The following is an 18,382-nucleotide window of genomic DNA, read 5'->3' on the forward strand; positions in this document are numbered from 1 at the left end:
CGTCAAGGAAATATAAAGTGCTGACGATCTACAACACGCTCACCAAGAGCAAAGAAGTCTTCAAGCCGCTGGATGGCAACAAGGTGCGCATGTACGTGTGCGGCATGACCGTGTACGACTACTGCCACCTCGGCCACGGCCGCAGCATGGTCGCGTTCGACCTGGTGACCCGCTGGTTGCGTTTCAGCGGTTACGACCTGACCTACGTGCGCAACATCACCGACATCGACGACAAGATCATCAATCGTGCCCGCGAGAACGGTGAGTCGTTCGAAGTGCTGACCGAGCGCATGATCGCCGCGATGCACGAAGACGAAGCGCGCCTGAACATCAAGAAGCCGGACATGGAGCCGCGCGCCACGGATCACATTCCGGGCATGCACGCGATGATCCAGACCCTGATCGACAAGGGCTTCGCTTACGCTCCGGGCAATGGCGACGTGTATTACCGCGTCGCCAAATTCATGGGCTACGGCAAGCTGTCGCGCAAGAAGATCGAAGACCTGCGCATCGGTGCACGCATCGAAGTCGACGAGTCGAAAGAAGATCCGCTGGACTTCGTCCTGTGGAAAGCCGCCAAACCGGGCGAGCCGAGCTGGGAATCGCCGTGGGGCGCCGGGCGTCCGGGCTGGCACATCGAGTGCTCGGTGATGTCCACCTGCTGCCTCGGTGAGACCTTCGATATTCATGGCGGCGGCAGTGACCTCGAATTCCCGCACCACGAAAACGAAATCGCCCAGAGTGAAGCGGCCACCGGCAAGACCTACGCCAACGCGTGGATGCATTGCGGCATGATCCGTATCAATGGCGAGAAGATGTCCAAGTCCTTGAACAACTTCTTCACCATTCGCGACGTGCTCGACAAGTACCACCCGGAAGTCGTGCGTTACCTGCTGGTGTCGAGCCACTACCGCAGCGCGATCAACTACTCGGAAGAAAACCTCAAGGACGCCAAGGGCGCTCTGGAGCGTTTCTACCACGCGTTGAAAGGCCTGCCGAGCGTTGCTCCGGCCGGCGGCGAAGCCTTTGTCGAGCGTTTCACCACGGTGATGAACGACGACTTCGGCACGCCGGAAGCCTGTGCGGTGCTGTTCGAGATGGTGCGTGAGATCAACCGTCTGCGCGAGAGCGATCTCAATGCGGCGGCCGGTCTGGCGGCACGTCTGAAAGAGCTGGCGAGCGTGCTGGGCGTGTTGCAGCTGGAAGCCGATGACTTCCTGCAGGCGGGCGCCGAAGGGCGTGTCGATGCGGCTGAGGTTGATTCGCTGATTGCGGCGCGTCTGGCGGCACGTGCGGGTAAGGATTGGGCTGAGTCCGATCGTATCCGTGACCAGCTGACGGCAATGGGCGTGGTGCTGGAAGACGGCAAGGGTGGGACTACCTGGCGTTTGGCTGACTGAATGCCTGATCCGCTTTAAAAACAAAACCCGCCGTGTGCGGGTTTTTGTTTTTGGGGTGCGCTGTGGTTTTTGTGGTGAAGGGACTGGCGCCTTCGCGAGCAAGCCCGCTCCCACACGGGTCATCGGTTACGCCACCAATCCTGAGTCGGTCGCAAATCCCTGTGGGAGCGGGCTTGCTCGCGAAGAGGCCCACAAGGCCGACGCATCATTCAGCCTGGCGCGAGCGCTTGTAGAGGGTATTGCGGCTCACCCCAAGCCTGCGTGCCAGATGCGAAATATTGCCCCCGGAAGCCTTCAGCTCCCGGTTCAACGCTTCAACATCATTCAGATCCAGCCCCAGCGGCTGCACGCTCTCCACCGGCTCCATCTCCAGATCAACAAAAAAATCATCCGGCAGATGCTCCGGCCGCACCGGTTGCTCCTCGGCCATTGCCAGCGCTACCTGCATCACACTGCTGACCTGACGCAGATTGCCCGGCCACGGGTGCCGCTCGAACAGCTCCAGCACTTCGCGGCTGAGCCCGGCCCATTGCGTCGGTTCGCGATGTTGTTCCCACAGCCGTTTGAACAGCGCCTGCTTGTCGCTGCGCTCGCGAAGTGGCGGCAATTCGAGGGTCAAACCGCCGATGCGGTAGTACAAGTCCTCACGAAACCGCCCCAGTTGCACTTGTTCGCGCAAAGAGCGGTTGGTCGCCGAGATGATCCGCAGATCCACCGGGAACAACTCGCTGCTGCCCACTGGTTGCACGCAGCGCTCCTGCAACACCCGCAGCAGCCGGGCCTGAGTCGGCAACGGCATGTCACCGATTTCGTCGAGGAAGAGGGTGCCTTTGTCGGCTTTGCGGATCAGGCCGATGCTGCCTTTCTGGTTGGCGCCGGTGAACGCGCCTTTTTCATAGCCGAACAGTTCCGACTCCACCAGTTCGGCGGGGATTGCCGCGCAGTTGACGGCGATAAATGCCTGTTTGCTGCGTGAGCTGGCCTGGTGCAGGGCTTTGACGAAGACTTCCTTGCCGACCCCGGTTTCGCCGTGGATCAGCAGCGGAATGTCTTTTTCCAGCAGGCGTTCGGCCTGACGCACGGCTTTCTCGACGCGGCTATCACCGAAGTGCAGGGTGCTGAGGCTGATCGCTCCAGCTGGTTTGTTCGACGTTTCGGTGTTTTTCGGGTCTGCAAACACCCGGGGCTGGATCGCAGCCTGTTTCGGCCGCTTCAGCAAACACTGAAAACGGTTGCGCCCGGAGGTCTGCAGGGCGAACGGCAAGCCGTCCGGCTGATTGATCAGCTCCAGCAGCGACACGTTGAACAGGCTCTCGACACTGACCCGCGACAGGCGCACGCCGAGCAGATTGTCGGCGCGGCGATTGGCCGACAGCACTTGACCGCTCTCATCGAAAATCAGCAAACCGGCCCACTGACTGTCGAGGTTGTTCAACCCGGTGTTGAAGGTCAGTTGAAAGTGCTGGCCGTGGAACAGGTTGAGGATCAGCCGGTTCTCCACGGTCTGACTCATCATCTTGACCATGCCCAGCGTGTGCGAGGGCGGCAGATAGCTGTCGCTGGAGACGTCGAGCACCGCGATCACCTTGCGCTCGGCATCGAAAATCGGCGCGGCGGAACCGGTCATGAAACGGTTGGCTTTCAGAAAGTGTTCATCGTGCTCGATGTGCACCGCCTGTTCGCAGGCCAGCGCGGTACCGATCGCGTTGGTGCCGCTGGAACACTCCATCCAGCTCGCCCCGGCCTGAAACCCCCGCGCCAGACTCGGCTCGATAAAGCGCTGAGTGCCCCACGAGGTCAGCACCTGGCCCTGATGGTCGGCGAGCATGATCAGGCAGTTGGAGTTGCTCAGGATATTTTCGTAATACGGCAGGACTTCCTGATGGGTGGTTTGCACCAGCGCGTGGTGACTGTCGAGCAACTGTGCGATGCCGGCGGCGGGCAGTTGATCGAAGGCCGGGGTGCTTTGGTGGTCAAGGCCGAAGGCGCGGCAACGTTGCCAGGAGGTCTGGACAATCGCGTCGTGGGACAGCGGCGGGGCAGGTGCGGCCATGGTGGTGGGCCTCTGAAGGGCATTTTATTGTTGTTATGGCACTGCTTTCAAAACCAACACAGATCAAAACTGTGGGAGCGGGCTTGCTCGCGAAAGCGGTATATCAGACACATTTACATCGACTGACACACCGCCTTCGCGAGCAAGCCCGCTCCCACATTGGATTTTCATCGTTCACAGAATTTGGGCAAAAAGCGTTCATAGAGTGTTGTTCACTATTGTTCATTGTCAATCGCCCAACTGTTCAAATGTGTTCAGCAATGAACGCCCATTCCCCGCGTTTTCAGCCCTTTTCACGACAAATCAACCACTTGCCATTTCTGGCACGAATGTCGCTCTGCTGCACAGGTCGCTTGACTCCAATAATAAAAAGGCCGAGCCATGTCACTCACCCTGGAGCACGTCAGCCGCACCGTCGAGGGCCAGACCTGGATCGACGATGCCTGCCTGAAATTCGAACCCGGTTCGTTCAACGTTTTGCTCGGCCGTACCCTGTCCGGCAAAACCAGCCTCATGCGTTTAATGGCCGGGCTCGATAAGCCCGACAGCGGCCGCATCCTTATGAACGGCGTCGACGTCACCCAGCGTCCGGTGCGCCTGCGCAACGTGTCGATGGTTTATCAGCAGTTCATCAATTACCCGACCATGACCGTGTTCGAGAACATCGCCTCGCCGCTGCGTCAGGCCGGTGTTTCCAAAGAAATCATCCATAGCAAAGTGCTGGAAACGGCGAAGATGCTGCGCATCGAGAAGTTCCTGCAGCGCTATCCGCTGGAGCTGTCCGGCGGCCAGCAGCAGCGCACGGCGATGGCCAGGGCGCTGGTCAAGGATGCCGAACTGATCCTGTTCGACGAGCCGCTGGTCAACCTCGATTACAAGCTGCGCGAAGAGCTGCGTCAGGAAATGCGCGAGCTGTTCAAGCTGCGTCACACCATTGCGATTTACGCCACCACCGAGCCCAACGAAGCGTTGGCGCTGGGCGGCACCACGACGATTCTGCACGAGGGCCGGGTGATCCAGAGCGGCCCGTCGACCTCGGTTTACCACCAGCCGCAAACCGTGCTGGCGGCGGAGCTGTTTTCCGAACCGCCGATCAACCTGATGCCCGGGCGCATCGCCGGCAACGAAGTCAGCTTCGCCAATTTCGTGCACTTCCCGCTGAACGTCGATCTGCGCCCGGTGGGCGAGGGCGAGTTTCGCTTTGGCGTGCGCCCAAGCCATATCTCGCTGGTGCCGAGCAACGATGACGATCTGGAGCTGGCGGTGACCGTCGAAGTGGCCGAGATCAGCGGTTCGGAAACCTTCCTGCATGTGCGCAACGAGCATTTCCTGCTGGTGCTGCACCTGCCGGGGGTTCACGAATACGACGTCGATGCGCCGATCCGCATCTACATCCCGACTCACAAACTGTTCGTGTTCGATGCGCAGGGCCGTCTGGTGCAGGCACCGGGCCAGCGTGTCGCGAGGGTTGCCTGATGGCCGAAATCCGTTTGCAGCACCTCGCCCACAGCTACAGCAAAACCCCGAGCGGCGCGGAGGATTACGCGATCCGCGAGATGGACCACGTCTGGGAGCAGGGCGGCGCGTATGCCTTGCTCGGCCCTTCGGGTTGCGGCAAGTCGACCTTGCTCAACATCATTTCCGGCCTGCTCAGTCCCTCGCAAGGGCATGTGCTGTTCGATGGCAAAGCGGTGAATGACCTGACCCCGGAGAAGCGCAACATCGCTCAGGTGTTCCAGTTCCCAGTGGTCTACGACACCATGACGGTGTTTGACAACCTTGCCTTCCCCCTGAGAAATCAGGGCATGGCCGAGGCGAAAGTGCACAGCAAGGTGCAGGAAATCGCTGAAGTCCTTGACCTGCAAAACCTGCTGAGCAAAAAGGCGCGCAACCTCACCGCTGACGAAAAACAGAAAGTCTCCATGGGTCGTGGTCTGGTGCGCGACGACGTTTCCGCAATCCTGTTCGACGAGCCGCTAACGGTGATCGACCCGCACCTGAAGTGGAAACTGCGACGCAAGCTCAAGCAGATCCACGAGCAGTTCAACATCACCATGGTCTACGTCACCCACGATCAGCTCGAAGCCTCGACCTTCGCCGACAAAATCGCGGTGATGTATGGCGGGCAGATCGTGCAATTCGGCACGCCCCGTGAGTTGTTCGAGCGGCCGAGCCATACTTTTGTCGGCTACTTCATCGGCAGCCCCGGCATGAACCTGATCGAAGTGCAGCCGCAGCCGGGTGGGGTCGGTTTCGCCTCGACGCACTTGCCGTTGTCTGACGCCTTGCAACGGCATATCGAACATGGTCAGTGGAAAAATCTGAAGGTCGGCATCCGCCCGGAGTTCATTCACGTGTGGGACGAGCCGTTTGATGACGCGATGCAGGCCAGGGTCGTACACGTCGAAGACCTCGGCACCTACAAGATCCTCACCCTTGACCTCGATGGCGCACCGCTGAAAGTGCGTCTGGCCGAAGACAAACCGGTGCCGCAGGGCACGGCGTACATCAGTTTTCCTGCGCAGTGGCTGATGGTTTATGCCGATGAGTTTCTGCTTGAAGCCGATGAAGAGGTGCAGCCATGAACAAGGTGCAGAACAACAAGGCCTGGTGGCTGGTGTTGCCGGTGTTCCTGCTGGTGGCGTTCAGTGCGGTGATCCCGATGATGACCGTGGTCAACTACTCGGTGCAGGACATCTTCGACCAGTCCAGCCGCTACTTTGTCGGCGCCGACTGGTACAAGCAGGTGCTGCTCGATCCGCGCCTGCATGACTCGCTGCTGCGCCAGTTCATCTACTCGGCCTGCGTGCTGTTGATCGAAATCCCGTTGGGCATCGCTGTCGCCTTGACCATGCCGACCAAGGGCCGCTGGTCGTCGGTGGTGCTGATCATTCTGGCGATTCCGTTGCTGATCCCATGGAATGTGGTCGGCACCATCTGGCAGATCTTCGGCCGCGCCGATATTGGACTGCTCGGTTCGAGCCTGAATGCGCTGGGCATCAGTTACAACTACGCGGCCAACACCATGGACGCCTGGGTCACGGTGCTGGTGATGGACGTCTGGCACTGGACTTCGCTGGTGGCACTGCTGTGTTTTTCCGGGCTGCGGGCGATTCCCGACGTGTATTACCAGGCGGCGCGGATCGACCGGGCTTCGGCGTGGGCAGTGTTCCGCCATATTCAGTTGCCGAAGCTGAAAAGCGTGCTGCTGATCGCGGTGATGCTGCGCTTCATGGACAGCTTCATGATCTACACCGAGCCGTTCGTGCTCACTGGCGGCGGGCCAGGCAATGCCACGACTTTCTTGAGCCAGACCTTGACCCAGATGGCCGTCGGTCAATTCGATCTGGGGCCGGCAGCGGCGTTTTCGCTGGTGTACTTCCTGATCATCCTGCTGGTTTCGTGGCTGTTCTACACCGCCATGACCCATTCCGATGCCAATCGCTGAGGGCCCGGCCATGAGCAAGAGAAAGCTTATTCCGTTGCTGGTGTACATCCTGTTTCTGCTGGTGCCGATCTACTGGCTGCTGAACATGTCGTTCAAGAGCAACACCGAAATTCTCGGCGGGTTGACCCTGTTTCCGCAGGATTTCACCTGGCACAACTACAAGGTGATTTTCACCGACCCGAGCTGGTACACCGGTTATCTCAATTCGCTGTATTACGTCAGCCTGAACACGGTGATCTCGCTGAGTGTGGCGCTTCCGGCGGCCTATGCGTTTTCGCGCTATCGCTTTCTCGGCGACAAGCACCTGTTCTTCTGGCTGCTGACCAACCGCATGGCGCCACCGGCGGTGTTTCTGTTGCCGTTCTTTCAGTTGTATTCGTCGATCGGACTGTTCGACACGCACATTGCCGTGGCCTTGGCGCACTGCCTGTTCAACGTGCCGCTGGCGGTGTGGATTCTGGAGGGCTTCATGTCGGGTGTGCCGAAGGAGATCGACGAAACCGCCTACATTGATGGCTACAGTTTTCCCAAGTTCTTCGTGAAGATTTTCATCCCGTTGATCGGTTCCGGCATAGGCGTCACGGCGTTTTTCTGCTTCATGTTTTCCTGGGTCGAACTGCTGCTGGCGCGCACGCTGACTTCGGTGAATGCCAAGCCGATTGCCGCGGTGATGACGCGCACGGTGTCGGCCTCGGGCATCGACTGGGGCGTGCTGGCAGCGGCGGGGGTGTTGACCATCCTCCCGGGCATGCTGGTGATCTGGTTTGTTCGCAACCACGTGGCCAAGGGCTTTGCCCTGGGTCGGGTCTGAGGAACGCATGATGGAATGGATGAGCTGGACCACCCCCACGGCGGGGTTCTTTATCGCCATCGGCCTGCTGCTGGTGGGCATGACCACCTGGGAATTGCGCTCGCCGAGCATCCTGCGGCGAGGTTTTCTGCCGATTGCCACCACCCGTGGCGATCGCTTGTTCATCGGTCTTCTCGGCAGCGCCTACCTGCATCTGCTGGTAATCGGCGTCACCGACTGGAGCATCTGGGTAGCGTCCGCGCTGTCTCTGGTGTGGCTGTTGGCTGTGATGCGCTGGGGCTAGTCGAGTCGCTCGGCAATCGTGCTCCGTAACTCAAACTGGAGGTCTCTATGTTCGACAAAAACAATAAGCTGCGACATAGCATTTCATTGGCAGCCTTGCTGGCACTCAGCGGTTTGAGCGCATCTGCCTGGGCCGATGCCTACGAAGACGCTGCGAAAAAATGGATCGGCAGCGAGTTCAAGCCGTCGACCCTGACGGCGGATCAGCAGCTCGAAGAATTGAAGTGGTTCATCAAGGCCGCCGAGCCGTTTCGCGGCATGGAAATCAAAGTGGTTTCCGAGACCCTGACCACCCACGAATACGAGTCCAAGGTGCTGGCCAAGGCCTTCAGCGAAATCACTGGGATCAAGCTCACCCACGACCTGCTGCAAGAAGGCGACGTGGTGGAAAAAATGCAGACGGTGATGCAGTCGGACAAGAACATTTACGACGGCTGGGTTAACGACTCGGATCTGATCGGTACGCACTTTCGCTACGGCAAAACCGAATCGATCACCGACCTGATGGCCAACGAAGGCAAGAACTTCACCTCGCCGACCCTCGACATCAAGGACTTCATCGGCATCTCGTTCACCACCGCGCCGGACGGCAAGATCTATCAACTGCCCGACCAGCAGTTCGCCAACCTGTACTGGTTCCGCGCCGACTGGTTCGAACGCGCGGATCTGAAAGCCAAGTTCAAGGAAAAGTACGGCTACGAACTCGGCGTGCCGGTGAACTGGTCAGCCTATGAAGACATCGCCAAATTCTTCAGCGAAGACGTCAAGGAAATCGACGGCAAGCGCGTCTACGGGCACATGGACTACGGCAAGAAAGACCCGTCGCTGGGCTGGCGCTTCACCGATGCCTGGTTCTCCATGGCCGGTGGCGGCGACAAGGGCCTGCCCAACGGCTTGCCGGTGGACGAGTGGGGGATTCGCGTCGAGGACTGTCATCCGGTCGGTTCCAGCGTGACCCGTGGCGGCGACACCAACGGCCCGGCGGCGGTGTTCGCCACCACTAAGTATGTCGACTGGCTGAAGAAGTACGCGCCACCGGAAGCGGCGGGCATGACTTTCTCCGAGTCCGGCCCGGTGCCGTCGCAGGGCAACATCGCTCAGCAGATCTTCTGGTACACCGCGTTCACCGCCGACATGACCAAACCGGGCCTGCCGGTGGTCAATGCCGACGGCACGCCGAAATGGCGCATGGCGCCATCGCCGCGTGGGCCGTATTGGGAAGAGGGCATGAAGCTCGGGTATCAGGACGTGGGTTCGTGGACGTTCATGAAATCCACGCCTGAGAAACAGAAGCTGGCGGCGTGGCTGTACGCGCAGTTCGTCACCTCGAAAACCGTGTCGCTGAAGAAAACCATCGTCGGCCTGACGCCGATTCGCGAGTCGGACATCAACTCGCAGGCGATGACCGATCTGGCGCCGAAGCTCGGTGGCCTGGTCGAGTTCTACCGCAGCCCGGCCCGCGTGCAATGGACCCCGACCGGAACCAACGTGCCGGACTATCCGCGTCTGGCGCAATTGTGGTGGAGCCACATCGCCGAAGCGGCCAGCGGCGAGAAGACTCCGCAACAGGCGCTGGATGGGTTGGCCAAGGATCAGGACGCAATCATGACCCGCCTCGAACGCTCCAAGGCGCAAGCCACTTGCGCACCGAAAATGAACCCGGAACGCGACGCGCAATACTGGTTCGATCAACCGGGCGCACCAAAACCGAAACTGGCCAACGAGAAGCCGAAGGGCGAGACCGTGAGCTACAACGAACTGCTGAAATCGTGGGCGGATGCGCGTAAGTGATAGGGGAACTGTGAAAGGCAAACGGCACCGGAAGGTGCCGTTTTTTTTGCTGCCTGATCTACCGTAATCGCTTGCAGGCAAGCTCCCACAGGTTTCTGCGTCGCTCACACATTCCGAGTGCACCTGAAACCACTGTGGGAGCTTGCCTGCAAGCGATTGCTTTCTGACATTCAACATGGATATCGCTTGATCCGACGCTTTCGCGAGCAAGCTCGCTCCCACAGGTTTTGGCTGTGTTAACACACTCTGTGGATGACTACTGCCCCTGTGGGAGCGAGCTTGCTCGCGAAGGCTGAGTATCAGATTACTGTGGGAGCTTGCCTGCAAGCGATGGGGCCGTGGATGTCGCCGCAGGAAAGCCGAGGCGAAACACGGTCATGACGCCGGGCAAGCTCTTCACCTCCGCCACGCCCTGATGCAGGCTCATGATCGAGCGCACGATTGCCAGTCCCAGCCCGGTGCTGCCCTGTGAACGCGAGCGGGCGCTGTCGACGCGGTAGAAGCGGTCGAACAGGTGGGGCAGGTGTTGCGCCTCGATGCCGGCGCCGGGATTGCTCACCAGCAGTGACGCTTGCGTTGCACCTTGCTCGATCAGCAAGGTGATGGTTTTGCCATTCGGGCAATGGCGCAGCGCGTTGGACAGCAGATTGGAAATCGCCCGCTGGATCATCAGCCGATCGCCCAACACCGATGCGCTGCCAACAACATTCAAATGAATCTGCTTGTCCTGCGCCGCCAGCGAAAACATCTCCGCGACCTTCGCCGCTTCCTCCTCCAGCGCCACCGCTTCAAACGGCGCCAGTGCCGACGGATGACTGACCTGCGCCAAAAACAGCATGTCGGAAACAATCCGCGCCACGCGCTCCAGCTCCTCGGTGCACGACACCAGAACGTCCTGGTATTCCTCGCTCGTGCGCTCGCGCGACAGCGTCACCTGGGCCTTGCCCATCAGATTGTTGATCGGCGTGCGCAGTTCATGCGCCAGGTCATCGGAGAACTGTGACAACTGCTGCACCCCGGCATCGAGGCGATGCAGCATGAAGTTGATGCCCTGCGCCAGTTCGCTCAACTCCTGCGGCATGTTCACCACCGACAGCCGATGATCCAGGTCCTGCGTCGAGACCATCGCCGCCACTTTGCGAAACTCGCGCAGCGGCGCCAATCCACGCTGCACCGCGCCCCACGCCGTCAGGCCGATGAACACCAGCAACAGCGGCAGGGCAATCAGCGTCGAGCGCAGATAGGCGCTGAGCAAAGCCTGATCATGCGCGTTGTCCATCGACAGCAGCACCGGCACGCTGCTGCCATCCTTGAGGCGAATCAGCTTCGACGCGGTGAGGAACTTCGCGCCTTCGGCATCGCTGCTGTCGCTGTAGGTCAGTTGATCGGTGGTCCCGCGAACAGCTCTGAGTTCCACCCGTGGATCGGTCAGACCCGTGCCGGATTTGAGCAGCGGCGAACGCAGATTCGAGCGCTCGTAAATCGTCAGCGTCAGGTTGTCATGGCCCATGACCTGATCGAGCAGAATGTGCGGCTTGCCACTGACTTCGTTGGCATCGACGTACAGCGACAGGCTGTGCTCGACCTGCGCCATCTTCTTTTGCAGGCTGTCGCGGGACAGCGCATTCAGCTCATGGGTCAGGGCGAAATAGGCGAGGATCGCCAGGAACACCACCAACAGCGCGCCGAGAATACTCACCGTCAAACCAAGGCGCATCGACAGGCTGGCCGGCTTCATTCCCGCGCCTCCAGCACGTAGCCGACACCGCGCAGGGTGTGGATCAGCTTGTTGTCGAACGGGTCATCGATCTTCGCCCGCAAGCGCCTGATCGAGACTTCGACCACGTTGGTGTCGCAGTCGAAATTCATGTCCCACACCAGCGAGATGATTTGCGTACGGGTCAGCACCTCGCCGGACTGGCGCATCAGCAGGTGCAGCAGGGCGAATTCCTTGGTGGTCAGGTCAATACGCTGCTCGCCGCGAAATGCGCGATGACGCCCGGGATCGAGTTCCAGATCGGCGACTTTCAGCACCTGCGGCAGCGGGATGTTTTCACTGCGGCGCATCAGGGTGCGCACCCGCGCCAGCAGTTCGGGAAACTCGAAAGGCTTGACCAGATAGTCGTCGGCGCCCAGATCCAGACCGCGAATCTTGTCCGCCAGGCGCCCGCGCGCGGTGAGCATCATTACCCGCGTCGAGTGGGTGCGGCGCAGTTGCTCCAGCACGCCCCAGCCGTCCAGTTCCGGCAAGTTCACGTCGAGAATAATCAGGTCATACGCCTGCTGTTGCGCCAGATGCAAGCCATCGGCGCCAGTGGCGGCGTGGTCAACGATATAACCACTTTCGGTCAAACCCTGATGCAAGTATTCGGCAGCTTTAAGCTCGTCCTCGACGACAAGGATTCGCATGATCTATCACCACTTTTATTTAAGGGATATTTAATTAAGGCAACCCCTCACCCTAACCCTCTCCCCGAGGGAGAGGGGACTGAATGCGGGATATTTCAGAACTACGCCAACGTGAAAAAACTTTACTGAATCCATAATCGACTTGATGTAACAGGTCGATAAAAAACGCGAGACACTTCGGTCGGCCCCCTCTCCCCCCGGGAGAGGGCTGGGGTGAGGGGATGTCCGCAACGATAAAGGTTGTAGCGGCTACAGGGTCAACAACTCAATGCTTTAATCCGGGGCTGTGCGACAGTCCGCCGCAGCGCGGACCACGTGACTCTCGTAAGTTTGATTCCGACAAGTACTGTTCAGCAGATAACTACCGAGTATTTGTTTCCATGTATTGCGGCAAAGCCGTTTGCACTTCGCATCGTAGAACAAAACAACTTTGCTGAACCGTGGATAACGGATTTGTAATGTTCCAGTCACCTTGTCGATAAGTTCAAAACCCTAACGTGGCGGCATCGAAAAATCCTGAATCAAAGGAAGTCCTCCATTGCCCGGTTTAATTGAACTGACGGCGCGATCACGCCTGAAAAAAGCTGCCAGCGGCCTCTTGTTGCTGGTTGGCAGCAGCTTGGCCAGCGCATCGACCCTGACACTGGATCAGGCGCTGCAAAGTGCCTTCGCCGGCAACCCCGATCTCGCCGCCGCGCAGTGGGAAATCGGCATTGCCGAGGGCGATCGGCAACAGGCCGGGCTGATCCCTAATCCCGAGGTGTCGTGGGAGGCCGAAGACACCCGGCGCGACTCGCGCACCACTACGGTGATGCTCAGCCAGCCGATTGAACTGGGCGGCAAACGCGGTGCGCGCATTGATGTCGCCAGCCGTGCGCAGGACGCCGCCGGCGTCGAACTGGAGCGCAAGCGCAATGCCTTGCGCGCCGATGTGATTCAGGCGTTCAACAGCGCGCAAACCGCGCAGCAACGCTTGCAGCTGTCGCGTCAGTCACTGCAACTGGCCGAGCACGGTTTGCGCGTCGCTCAGGGGCGGATCGAGGCCGGTAAATCGTCGCCGGTCGAAGGCACCCGGGCACAGGTGCAGCTCTCGGAAGTGCGCCTGGAGGTGAGCCGCGCCGAGCGCGATCAGGCCAACGCCTATCAGCAACTGGCGCAAGTCATGGGCGCACCGTTGCCGACCTCGACCAACGTCCAGGCCGCCACGCAAAACCTCGCCACGCTGCCGCCGCCGGGCCGTTTGCTCGAGCGTCTGAACCAGACCGCCGAGCTGCGTCTGGCGAAACTGCAGATCGATCAGCGCGAAGCCTCGTTGGGCCTGGAAAAGTCCCAGCGCATTCCTGATCTGACCGTGAGCATCGGCAGCCAGTACAGCGAAACCGAGCGCGAACGGGTCAACGTGGTCGGGCTGTCGATGCCGATTCCGCTGTTCAACCGCAATCAGGGCAACGTGCTCGCCGCCGCACGGCGCAGCGATCAGGCGCGGGATCTGCGCAACGCCACCGAGCTGCGTTTGCGCACTGAAGTCCAGACCAGCCTTGAGCAATGGCAGACCGCCAATGGCGAAGTCAACGCGTTCAACCAGACCATCCTGCCTGCCGCACAAAGCGCAGTGGACAGCGCCACCCGTGGTTTCGAAATGGGCAAGTTCGGTTTCCTCGACGTACTCGACGCCCAGCGCACCCTGATTGCCGCGCGCAGCCAATACATCCAGGCCGTCAGCGAGGCGACCGACGCCCGCGTGCGCCTCGAACGGATCTACGGCGACCTCAGCGTCAGCCCTTGAATTTCACTTTTCAGACAACTGCGCGATGGCACGGCGCAGAGGAGTTTCCATGGATAAAAAACTGATGGTGGTCGCGGTGGCGACCTTGGTGTTGGGCATTGGTATCGGTTCGATGTGGCCGGCCAATTCAAATATCGACGCGCATGCCGATGAGGCTGCTGAACACGCCGATCACGATGAAGAAGGTGCAGCGGCTGACCATGCCGAAGAGGGCCACATCGAATTGAGCTCCGAGCAGATCGCGGCGGCGGGCATTCAACTGGTCGAGGCGCGGGCGCAGAGCATCAGTCTCGGCCTGTCGTTCCCCGGAGAAGTGCGTTTCGATGAGGACCGCACGGCGCACGTCGTGCCGCGCGTGCCGGGGGTGGTCGAGTCGGTGGCGGTCAACCTCGGGCAAACCGTGAAGAAGGGCCAGTTGCTGGCGGTGATCGCCAGTCAGCAGATCTCCGATCAGCGCAGCGAACAGGCCGCCGCGCAACGTCGCTTGGCGTTGGCGCGTACTACCTACGAGCGCGAGAAAAAGCTCTGGCAGGACAGGATCTCCGCCGAGCAGGATTTCCTCCAGGCAAAGCAGGCGTTGGAAGAGGCGGAAATCGCCATGAACAACGCCCGGCAAAAAATCAGCGTGCTCAGCGGCAGCGTGGTCGCCACCGGCGGCAATCGCTACGAACTGCGTGCGCCGTTCGACGGCGTGGTGGTGGAAAAACACCTGACGCCGGGCGAGGTGGTCGATGAAACCACCGCCGCGTTCACCCTTTCGGACTTGTCCCGGGTGTGGGTGACCTTCGGCGTTTCACCCAAGGATCTGACCCAGGTGCAGGTGGGCAGACCGGTCACCGTGAGCGCGCCAGAACTGAAAGCCGAAGTGAGCGGCAGCGTGGCTTACGTCGGCAGTCTGCTCGGCGAACAGACCCGCACCGCGACCGTGCGCGTGACCCTGGAAAACCCGCAGGGCTCATGGCGTCCGGGGCTGTTCGTCACCGCACTGGTCGCCACCGAGAGCCGCCAGGCCAAAGTCGCCGTGCCGGAAACCGCGATCCAGACCGTCGAGGACAAACCCACGGTGTTCGTGCGTACCGACGACGGCTTCAAGGCGCGGGCGGTAGAACTGGGCAGCCGTGCCGCCGGCCACGTCGAAGTCACCCAAGGCCTGGAACCGGGCGTGCAAGTCGCCAGCGCCGGCAGCTTCGTCCTCAAGTCGGAGCTGGGCAAAGCCTCAGCCGAGCACAGTCATTAATTCTGGAAGGTCACCATGTTCGAACGCCTGATCCAGTTTGCCATCGAGCAGCGCATCATCGTGCTGCTCGCCGTTCTGCTCATGGCCGGCCTCGGCATCGCCAGTTATCAGAAACTGCCGATCGACGCCGTGCCCGACATCACCAACGTCCAGGTGCAGATCAACACCGGCGCCGCCGGGTTCTCACCGCTGGAAACCGAGCAGCGCATCACTTTCCCGATTGAAACCGCGATGGCCGGTTTGCCGGCGCTGGAGCAGACCCGGTCGCTGTCGCGTTCGGGGCTGTCGCAAGTGACGGTGATCTTCAAGGACGGCACCGACCTGTTTTTCGCTCGCCAACTGGTCAACGAGCGTCTGCAGATTGCCAAGGAGCAATTGCCCGAAGGCGCGGAAGCCGTGATGGGGCCGATCTCCACCGGCCTCGGTGAAATCTTTTTGTGGACGGTCGAGGCGAAGGAGGGCGCGTTGAAAGACGATGGCACAACCTACACGCCGACCGATCTGCGGGTGATTCAGGACTGGATCATCAAGCCGCAATTGCGCAACGTACCGGGTGTTGCCGAGATCAACACCATCGGTGGGTTTGCCAAGGAATACCAGATCGCGCCGGACCCGAAACGCCTCGCCGCGTACAAGCTCACGCTTACCGATCTGATCACCGCGCTAGAGCGCAACAACGCCAACGTCGGCGCCGGCTACATCGAGCGCAGCGGCGAGCAATTGCTGATCCGCGCGCCGGGGCAAGTGGCGAGTACCGAGGACATCGCCAACATCGTCATGGCCAATGTCGACGGCACGCCGATCCGGGTGAAGAACGTCGCCACCGTGGAAATCGGCCGTGAATTGCGCACCGGTGCGGCTACCGAAAACGGTCGTGAAGTGGTGCTTGGCACGGTATTCATGTTGATCGGCGAGAACAGCCGCACCGTGTCGCAAACCGTCGCGAGCAAGCTTGAACAGATCAACAAATCCCTGCCGCAAGGCGTGATCGCCGTGCCGGTGTACGACCGCACGCACCTGGTCGACAAAGCCATCGCCACGGTGAAAAAAAACCTGATCGAAGGCGCGATTCTGGTGATCGCGATTCTGTTCCTGTTCCTCGGGAACATCCGCGCCGCGCTGATCACGGCGATGGTGATTCCGCTGTCGATGCTGTTCACCTTCACCGGCATGTTCAGCAACAAGGTCAGCGCCAACCTGATGAGCCTCGGCGCGCTGGACTTCGGCATCATCGTCGACGGCGCGGTGGTGATCGTCGAAAACACCCTGCGCCGCCTGGCTCACGCGCAGCAGCATCACGGGCGTTTGTTGACCCGTGCCGAGCGTTTCAAGGAAGTCTTCGCCGCGGCGAAGGAGGCGCGGCGCCCGCTGATTTTCGGCCAGTTGATCATCATGGTCGTGTACCTGCCGATCTTCGCCCTGAGCGGCGTTGAAGGGAAAATGTTCCACCCGATGGCGTTCACCGTGGTCATCGCGCTGCTCGGTGCGATGCTGTTGTCGGTGACCTTTGTGCCGGCAGCGATTGCGCTGTTCGTCACCGGCAAGGTCAAGGAAGAAGAGGGCGTGGTGATGCGTGGCGCGCGTCGTGTTTATGCGCCGGCGCTGGCCTGGGTCATGGCGCATCGCGCGGTGGCCGTGGGCGCGGCGTTGGCGGTGATCGTGCTCAGCGGCGTGCTCACCAGTCGCATGGGCAGCGAGTTTGTGCCGAGCCTCAGTGAAGGCGATTTTGCCCTGCAAGCGTTGCGCGTACCGGGCACCAGCCTGACGCAATCGGTGGACATGCAGCAGCGGCTGGAGACGCTGATCCTGGCCAAAGTGCCGGAGGTTGAACGGGTGTTTGCCCGCACCGGTACGGCCGAAATTGCTTCTGATCCGATGCCGCCGAACATCTCCGACAGCTACGTGATGCTCAAACCGAAGGATCAATGGCCAGACCCGAACAAGTCCCGCGAAACCCTGATGGCCGAGCTGCAAGCCGCTGCCGCGACGCTGCCGGGCAGCAACTATGAACTGTCGCAGCCGATCCAGTTGCGCTTCAACGAACTGATCTCCGGCGTGCGCAGCGACGTCGCGGTGAAGGTGTTCGGCGATGACATGGACGTGCTCAACGCCACGGCGGCGAAGATCGCGGCGGTGATGCAAAAGGTCAACGGTGCCGCTGAAGTGAAGGTCGAGCAGACGACCGGGTTGCCGGTGTTGACCATCAATATCGACCGCGACAAGGCGGCGCGCTACGGGCTCAACGTCGGTGATGTGCAGGACACCATCGCCGTCGCAGTGGGCGGGCGTCAGGCCGGGACGTTATATGAGGGTGATCGGCGTTTCGACATGGTGGTGCGTTTGTCCGACGCCATGCGCAAGGACATCGACGGCTTGTCGGCGTTGCTGATTCCGGTGCCGGCGTTGAGCGGTGCGGCGAATCAGATCGGTTTTATCGCGCTCAAGGACGTCGCCAGCCTCGATCTGGTGCTCGGGCCGAACCAGGTCAGCCGCGAAAACGGCAAGCGCCTGGTGATCGTCAGCGCCAACGTGCGCGGGCGCGATATCGGCTCGTTCGTCAGTGAGGCCGGTGCGCTTATCGAACGCGAGGTGCAGGTGCCGGCCGGTTACTGGACCAGTTGGGGCGGACAGTTCGAGCAACTGCAATCGGCGGCCAAGCGCTTGCAGATTGTGGTGCCGGTGGCGTTGCTGCTGGTGTTCGGCTTGTTGTTCATGATGTTCAACAATCTGAAGGACGGTTTGCTGGTGTTTACCGGGATTCCGTTTGCGTTGACCGGCGGGGTGATGGCGCTGTGGCTGCGGGATATTCCGCTGTCGATTTCCGCAGGCGTGGGGTTTATCGCGCTGTCCGGGGTGGCGGTGTTGAACGGGTTGGTGATGATCGCGTTCATTCGCAATTTGCGTGAGGAGGGACGGTCGCTGGCGGAGGCGATCAACGTCGGCGCGTTGACGCGGTTGCGGCCGGTGTTGATGACGGCGTTGGTGGCGTCGCTGGGGTTTATTCCGATGGCGCTGGCAACCGGCACCGGTGCCGAAGTGCAGCGGCCACTGGCAACCGTGGTGATCGGCGGAATTCTGTCCTCGACGATCCTCACGCTTCTGATATTGCCCGCGCTGTACCAGATCGCCCATCGCCGGGATGAGGACACCGTCCCGTCTGAATAG

At 60.6% G+C, this 18,382-nt stretch carries 13 protein-coding genes; 10 read left to right on the top strand and 3 right to left on the bottom strand.

The genetic code is table 11. The features are described from left to right. Positions 1–17 precede the first annotated feature (17 nt). Positions 18–1,400, top strand: coding sequence for a cysteine--tRNA ligase (gene cysS, locus ACS4NR_RS04725; protein WP_456019229.1), 1,383 nt, complete (start codon positions 18–20; stop codon positions 1,398–1,400). 205 nt (positions 1,401–1,605) lie between these two features. On the opposite strand, the gene ACS4NR_RS04730 is transcribed toward cysS, so the two are convergent. After that, positions 1,606–3,453 carry a sigma-54-dependent Fis family transcriptional regulator gene (locus ACS4NR_RS04730; protein ID WP_456019230.1) on the bottom strand — a complete coding sequence of 616 codons (1,848 nt, stop codon included), beginning with the start codon at positions 3,451–3,453 and terminating at the stop codon, positions 1,606–1,608. A 381-nt stretch (positions 3,454–3,834) separates the two neighbouring features. Here ACS4NR_RS04730 and ACS4NR_RS04735 point away from each other — a divergent pair, with 381 nt between their 5' ends. From ACS4NR_RS04735 to ACS4NR_RS04760, 6 genes are read left to right on the top strand one after another with little or no spacing between them, the layout of a single operon-like run. Then, positions 3,835–4,929 (top strand): ABC transporter ATP-binding protein, encoded by a 1,095-nt coding sequence (locus ACS4NR_RS04735; protein ID WP_095138884.1) that lies wholly within the window; start codon positions 3,835–3,837, stop codon positions 4,927–4,929. Continuing rightward, positions 4,929–6,038 (top strand): ABC transporter ATP-binding protein, encoded by a 1,110-nt coding sequence (locus tag ACS4NR_RS04740; protein ID WP_456019231.1) that lies wholly within the window; start codon positions 4,929–4,931, stop codon positions 6,036–6,038. Before ACS4NR_RS04735 ends, ACS4NR_RS04740 begins: the two co-directional genes overlap by 1 nt. After that, a complete protein-coding gene (locus ACS4NR_RS04745) occupies positions 6,035–6,901 on the top strand; it encodes a carbohydrate ABC transporter permease (protein ID WP_007961995.1) in 867 nt (288 codons plus the stop codon). Before ACS4NR_RS04740 ends, ACS4NR_RS04745 begins: the two co-directional genes overlap by 4 nt. Before the next feature lie 10 nt (positions 6,902–6,911). Further along, positions 6,912–7,712, top strand: a complete 801-nt coding sequence (locus ACS4NR_RS04750; RefSeq protein ID WP_027614646.1) for a carbohydrate ABC transporter permease — start codon at positions 6,912–6,914, stop codon at positions 7,710–7,712. A 10-nt stretch (positions 7,713–7,722) separates the two neighbouring features. Continuing rightward, a complete protein-coding gene (locus ACS4NR_RS04755) occupies positions 7,723–7,995 on the top strand; it encodes a DUF2160 domain-containing protein (protein WP_102357790.1) in 273 nt (90 codons plus the stop codon). A gap of 47 nt (positions 7,996–8,042) precedes the next feature. Then, on the top strand, positions 8,043–9,785 hold the full coding sequence (locus ACS4NR_RS04760) for an ABC transporter substrate-binding protein (protein WP_456019232.1): 1,743 nt from the start codon (positions 8,043–8,045) through the stop codon (positions 9,783–9,785). Positions 9,786–10,089: 304 nt separating this feature from the next. On the opposite strand, the gene ACS4NR_RS04765 is transcribed toward ACS4NR_RS04760, so the two are convergent. Continuing rightward, positions 10,090–11,523 (bottom strand): heavy metal sensor histidine kinase, encoded by a 1,434-nt coding sequence (locus ACS4NR_RS04765; protein ID WP_456019233.1) that lies wholly within the window; start codon positions 11,521–11,523, stop codon positions 10,090–10,092. Further along, positions 11,520–12,194 (bottom strand): heavy metal response regulator transcription factor, encoded by a 675-nt coding sequence (locus ACS4NR_RS04770; RefSeq protein ID WP_007968802.1) that lies wholly within the window; start codon positions 12,192–12,194, stop codon positions 11,520–11,522. Before ACS4NR_RS04770 ends, ACS4NR_RS04765 begins: the two co-directional genes overlap by 4 nt. Before the next feature lie 538 nt (positions 12,195–12,732). Between ACS4NR_RS04770 and ACS4NR_RS04775 the strand changes: the two genes are divergently transcribed. The 3 genes from ACS4NR_RS04775 to ACS4NR_RS04785 are packed head-to-tail and all read left to right on the top strand — an operon-like array spanning position 12,733 to position 18,382. Continuing rightward, entirely contained in the window at positions 12,733–13,980 is a 1,248-nt protein-coding gene (locus ACS4NR_RS04775) for a TolC family protein (RefSeq protein ID WP_456019234.1), read from the top strand. A 49-nt stretch (positions 13,981–14,029) separates the two neighbouring features. After that, positions 14,030–15,217, top strand: a complete 1,188-nt coding sequence (locus ACS4NR_RS04780) for an efflux RND transporter periplasmic adaptor subunit (protein ID WP_456019235.1) — start codon at positions 14,030–14,032, stop codon at positions 15,215–15,217. Between the two features lie 15 nt (positions 15,218–15,232). Then, complete coding sequence (locus ACS4NR_RS04785; RefSeq protein ID WP_456019236.1) at positions 15,233–18,382, top strand: CusA/CzcA family heavy metal efflux RND transporter; 3,150 nt, start codon at positions 15,233–15,235, stop codon at positions 18,380–18,382.

The organism is Pseudomonas sp. JQ36 (genome assembly GCF_053851495.1).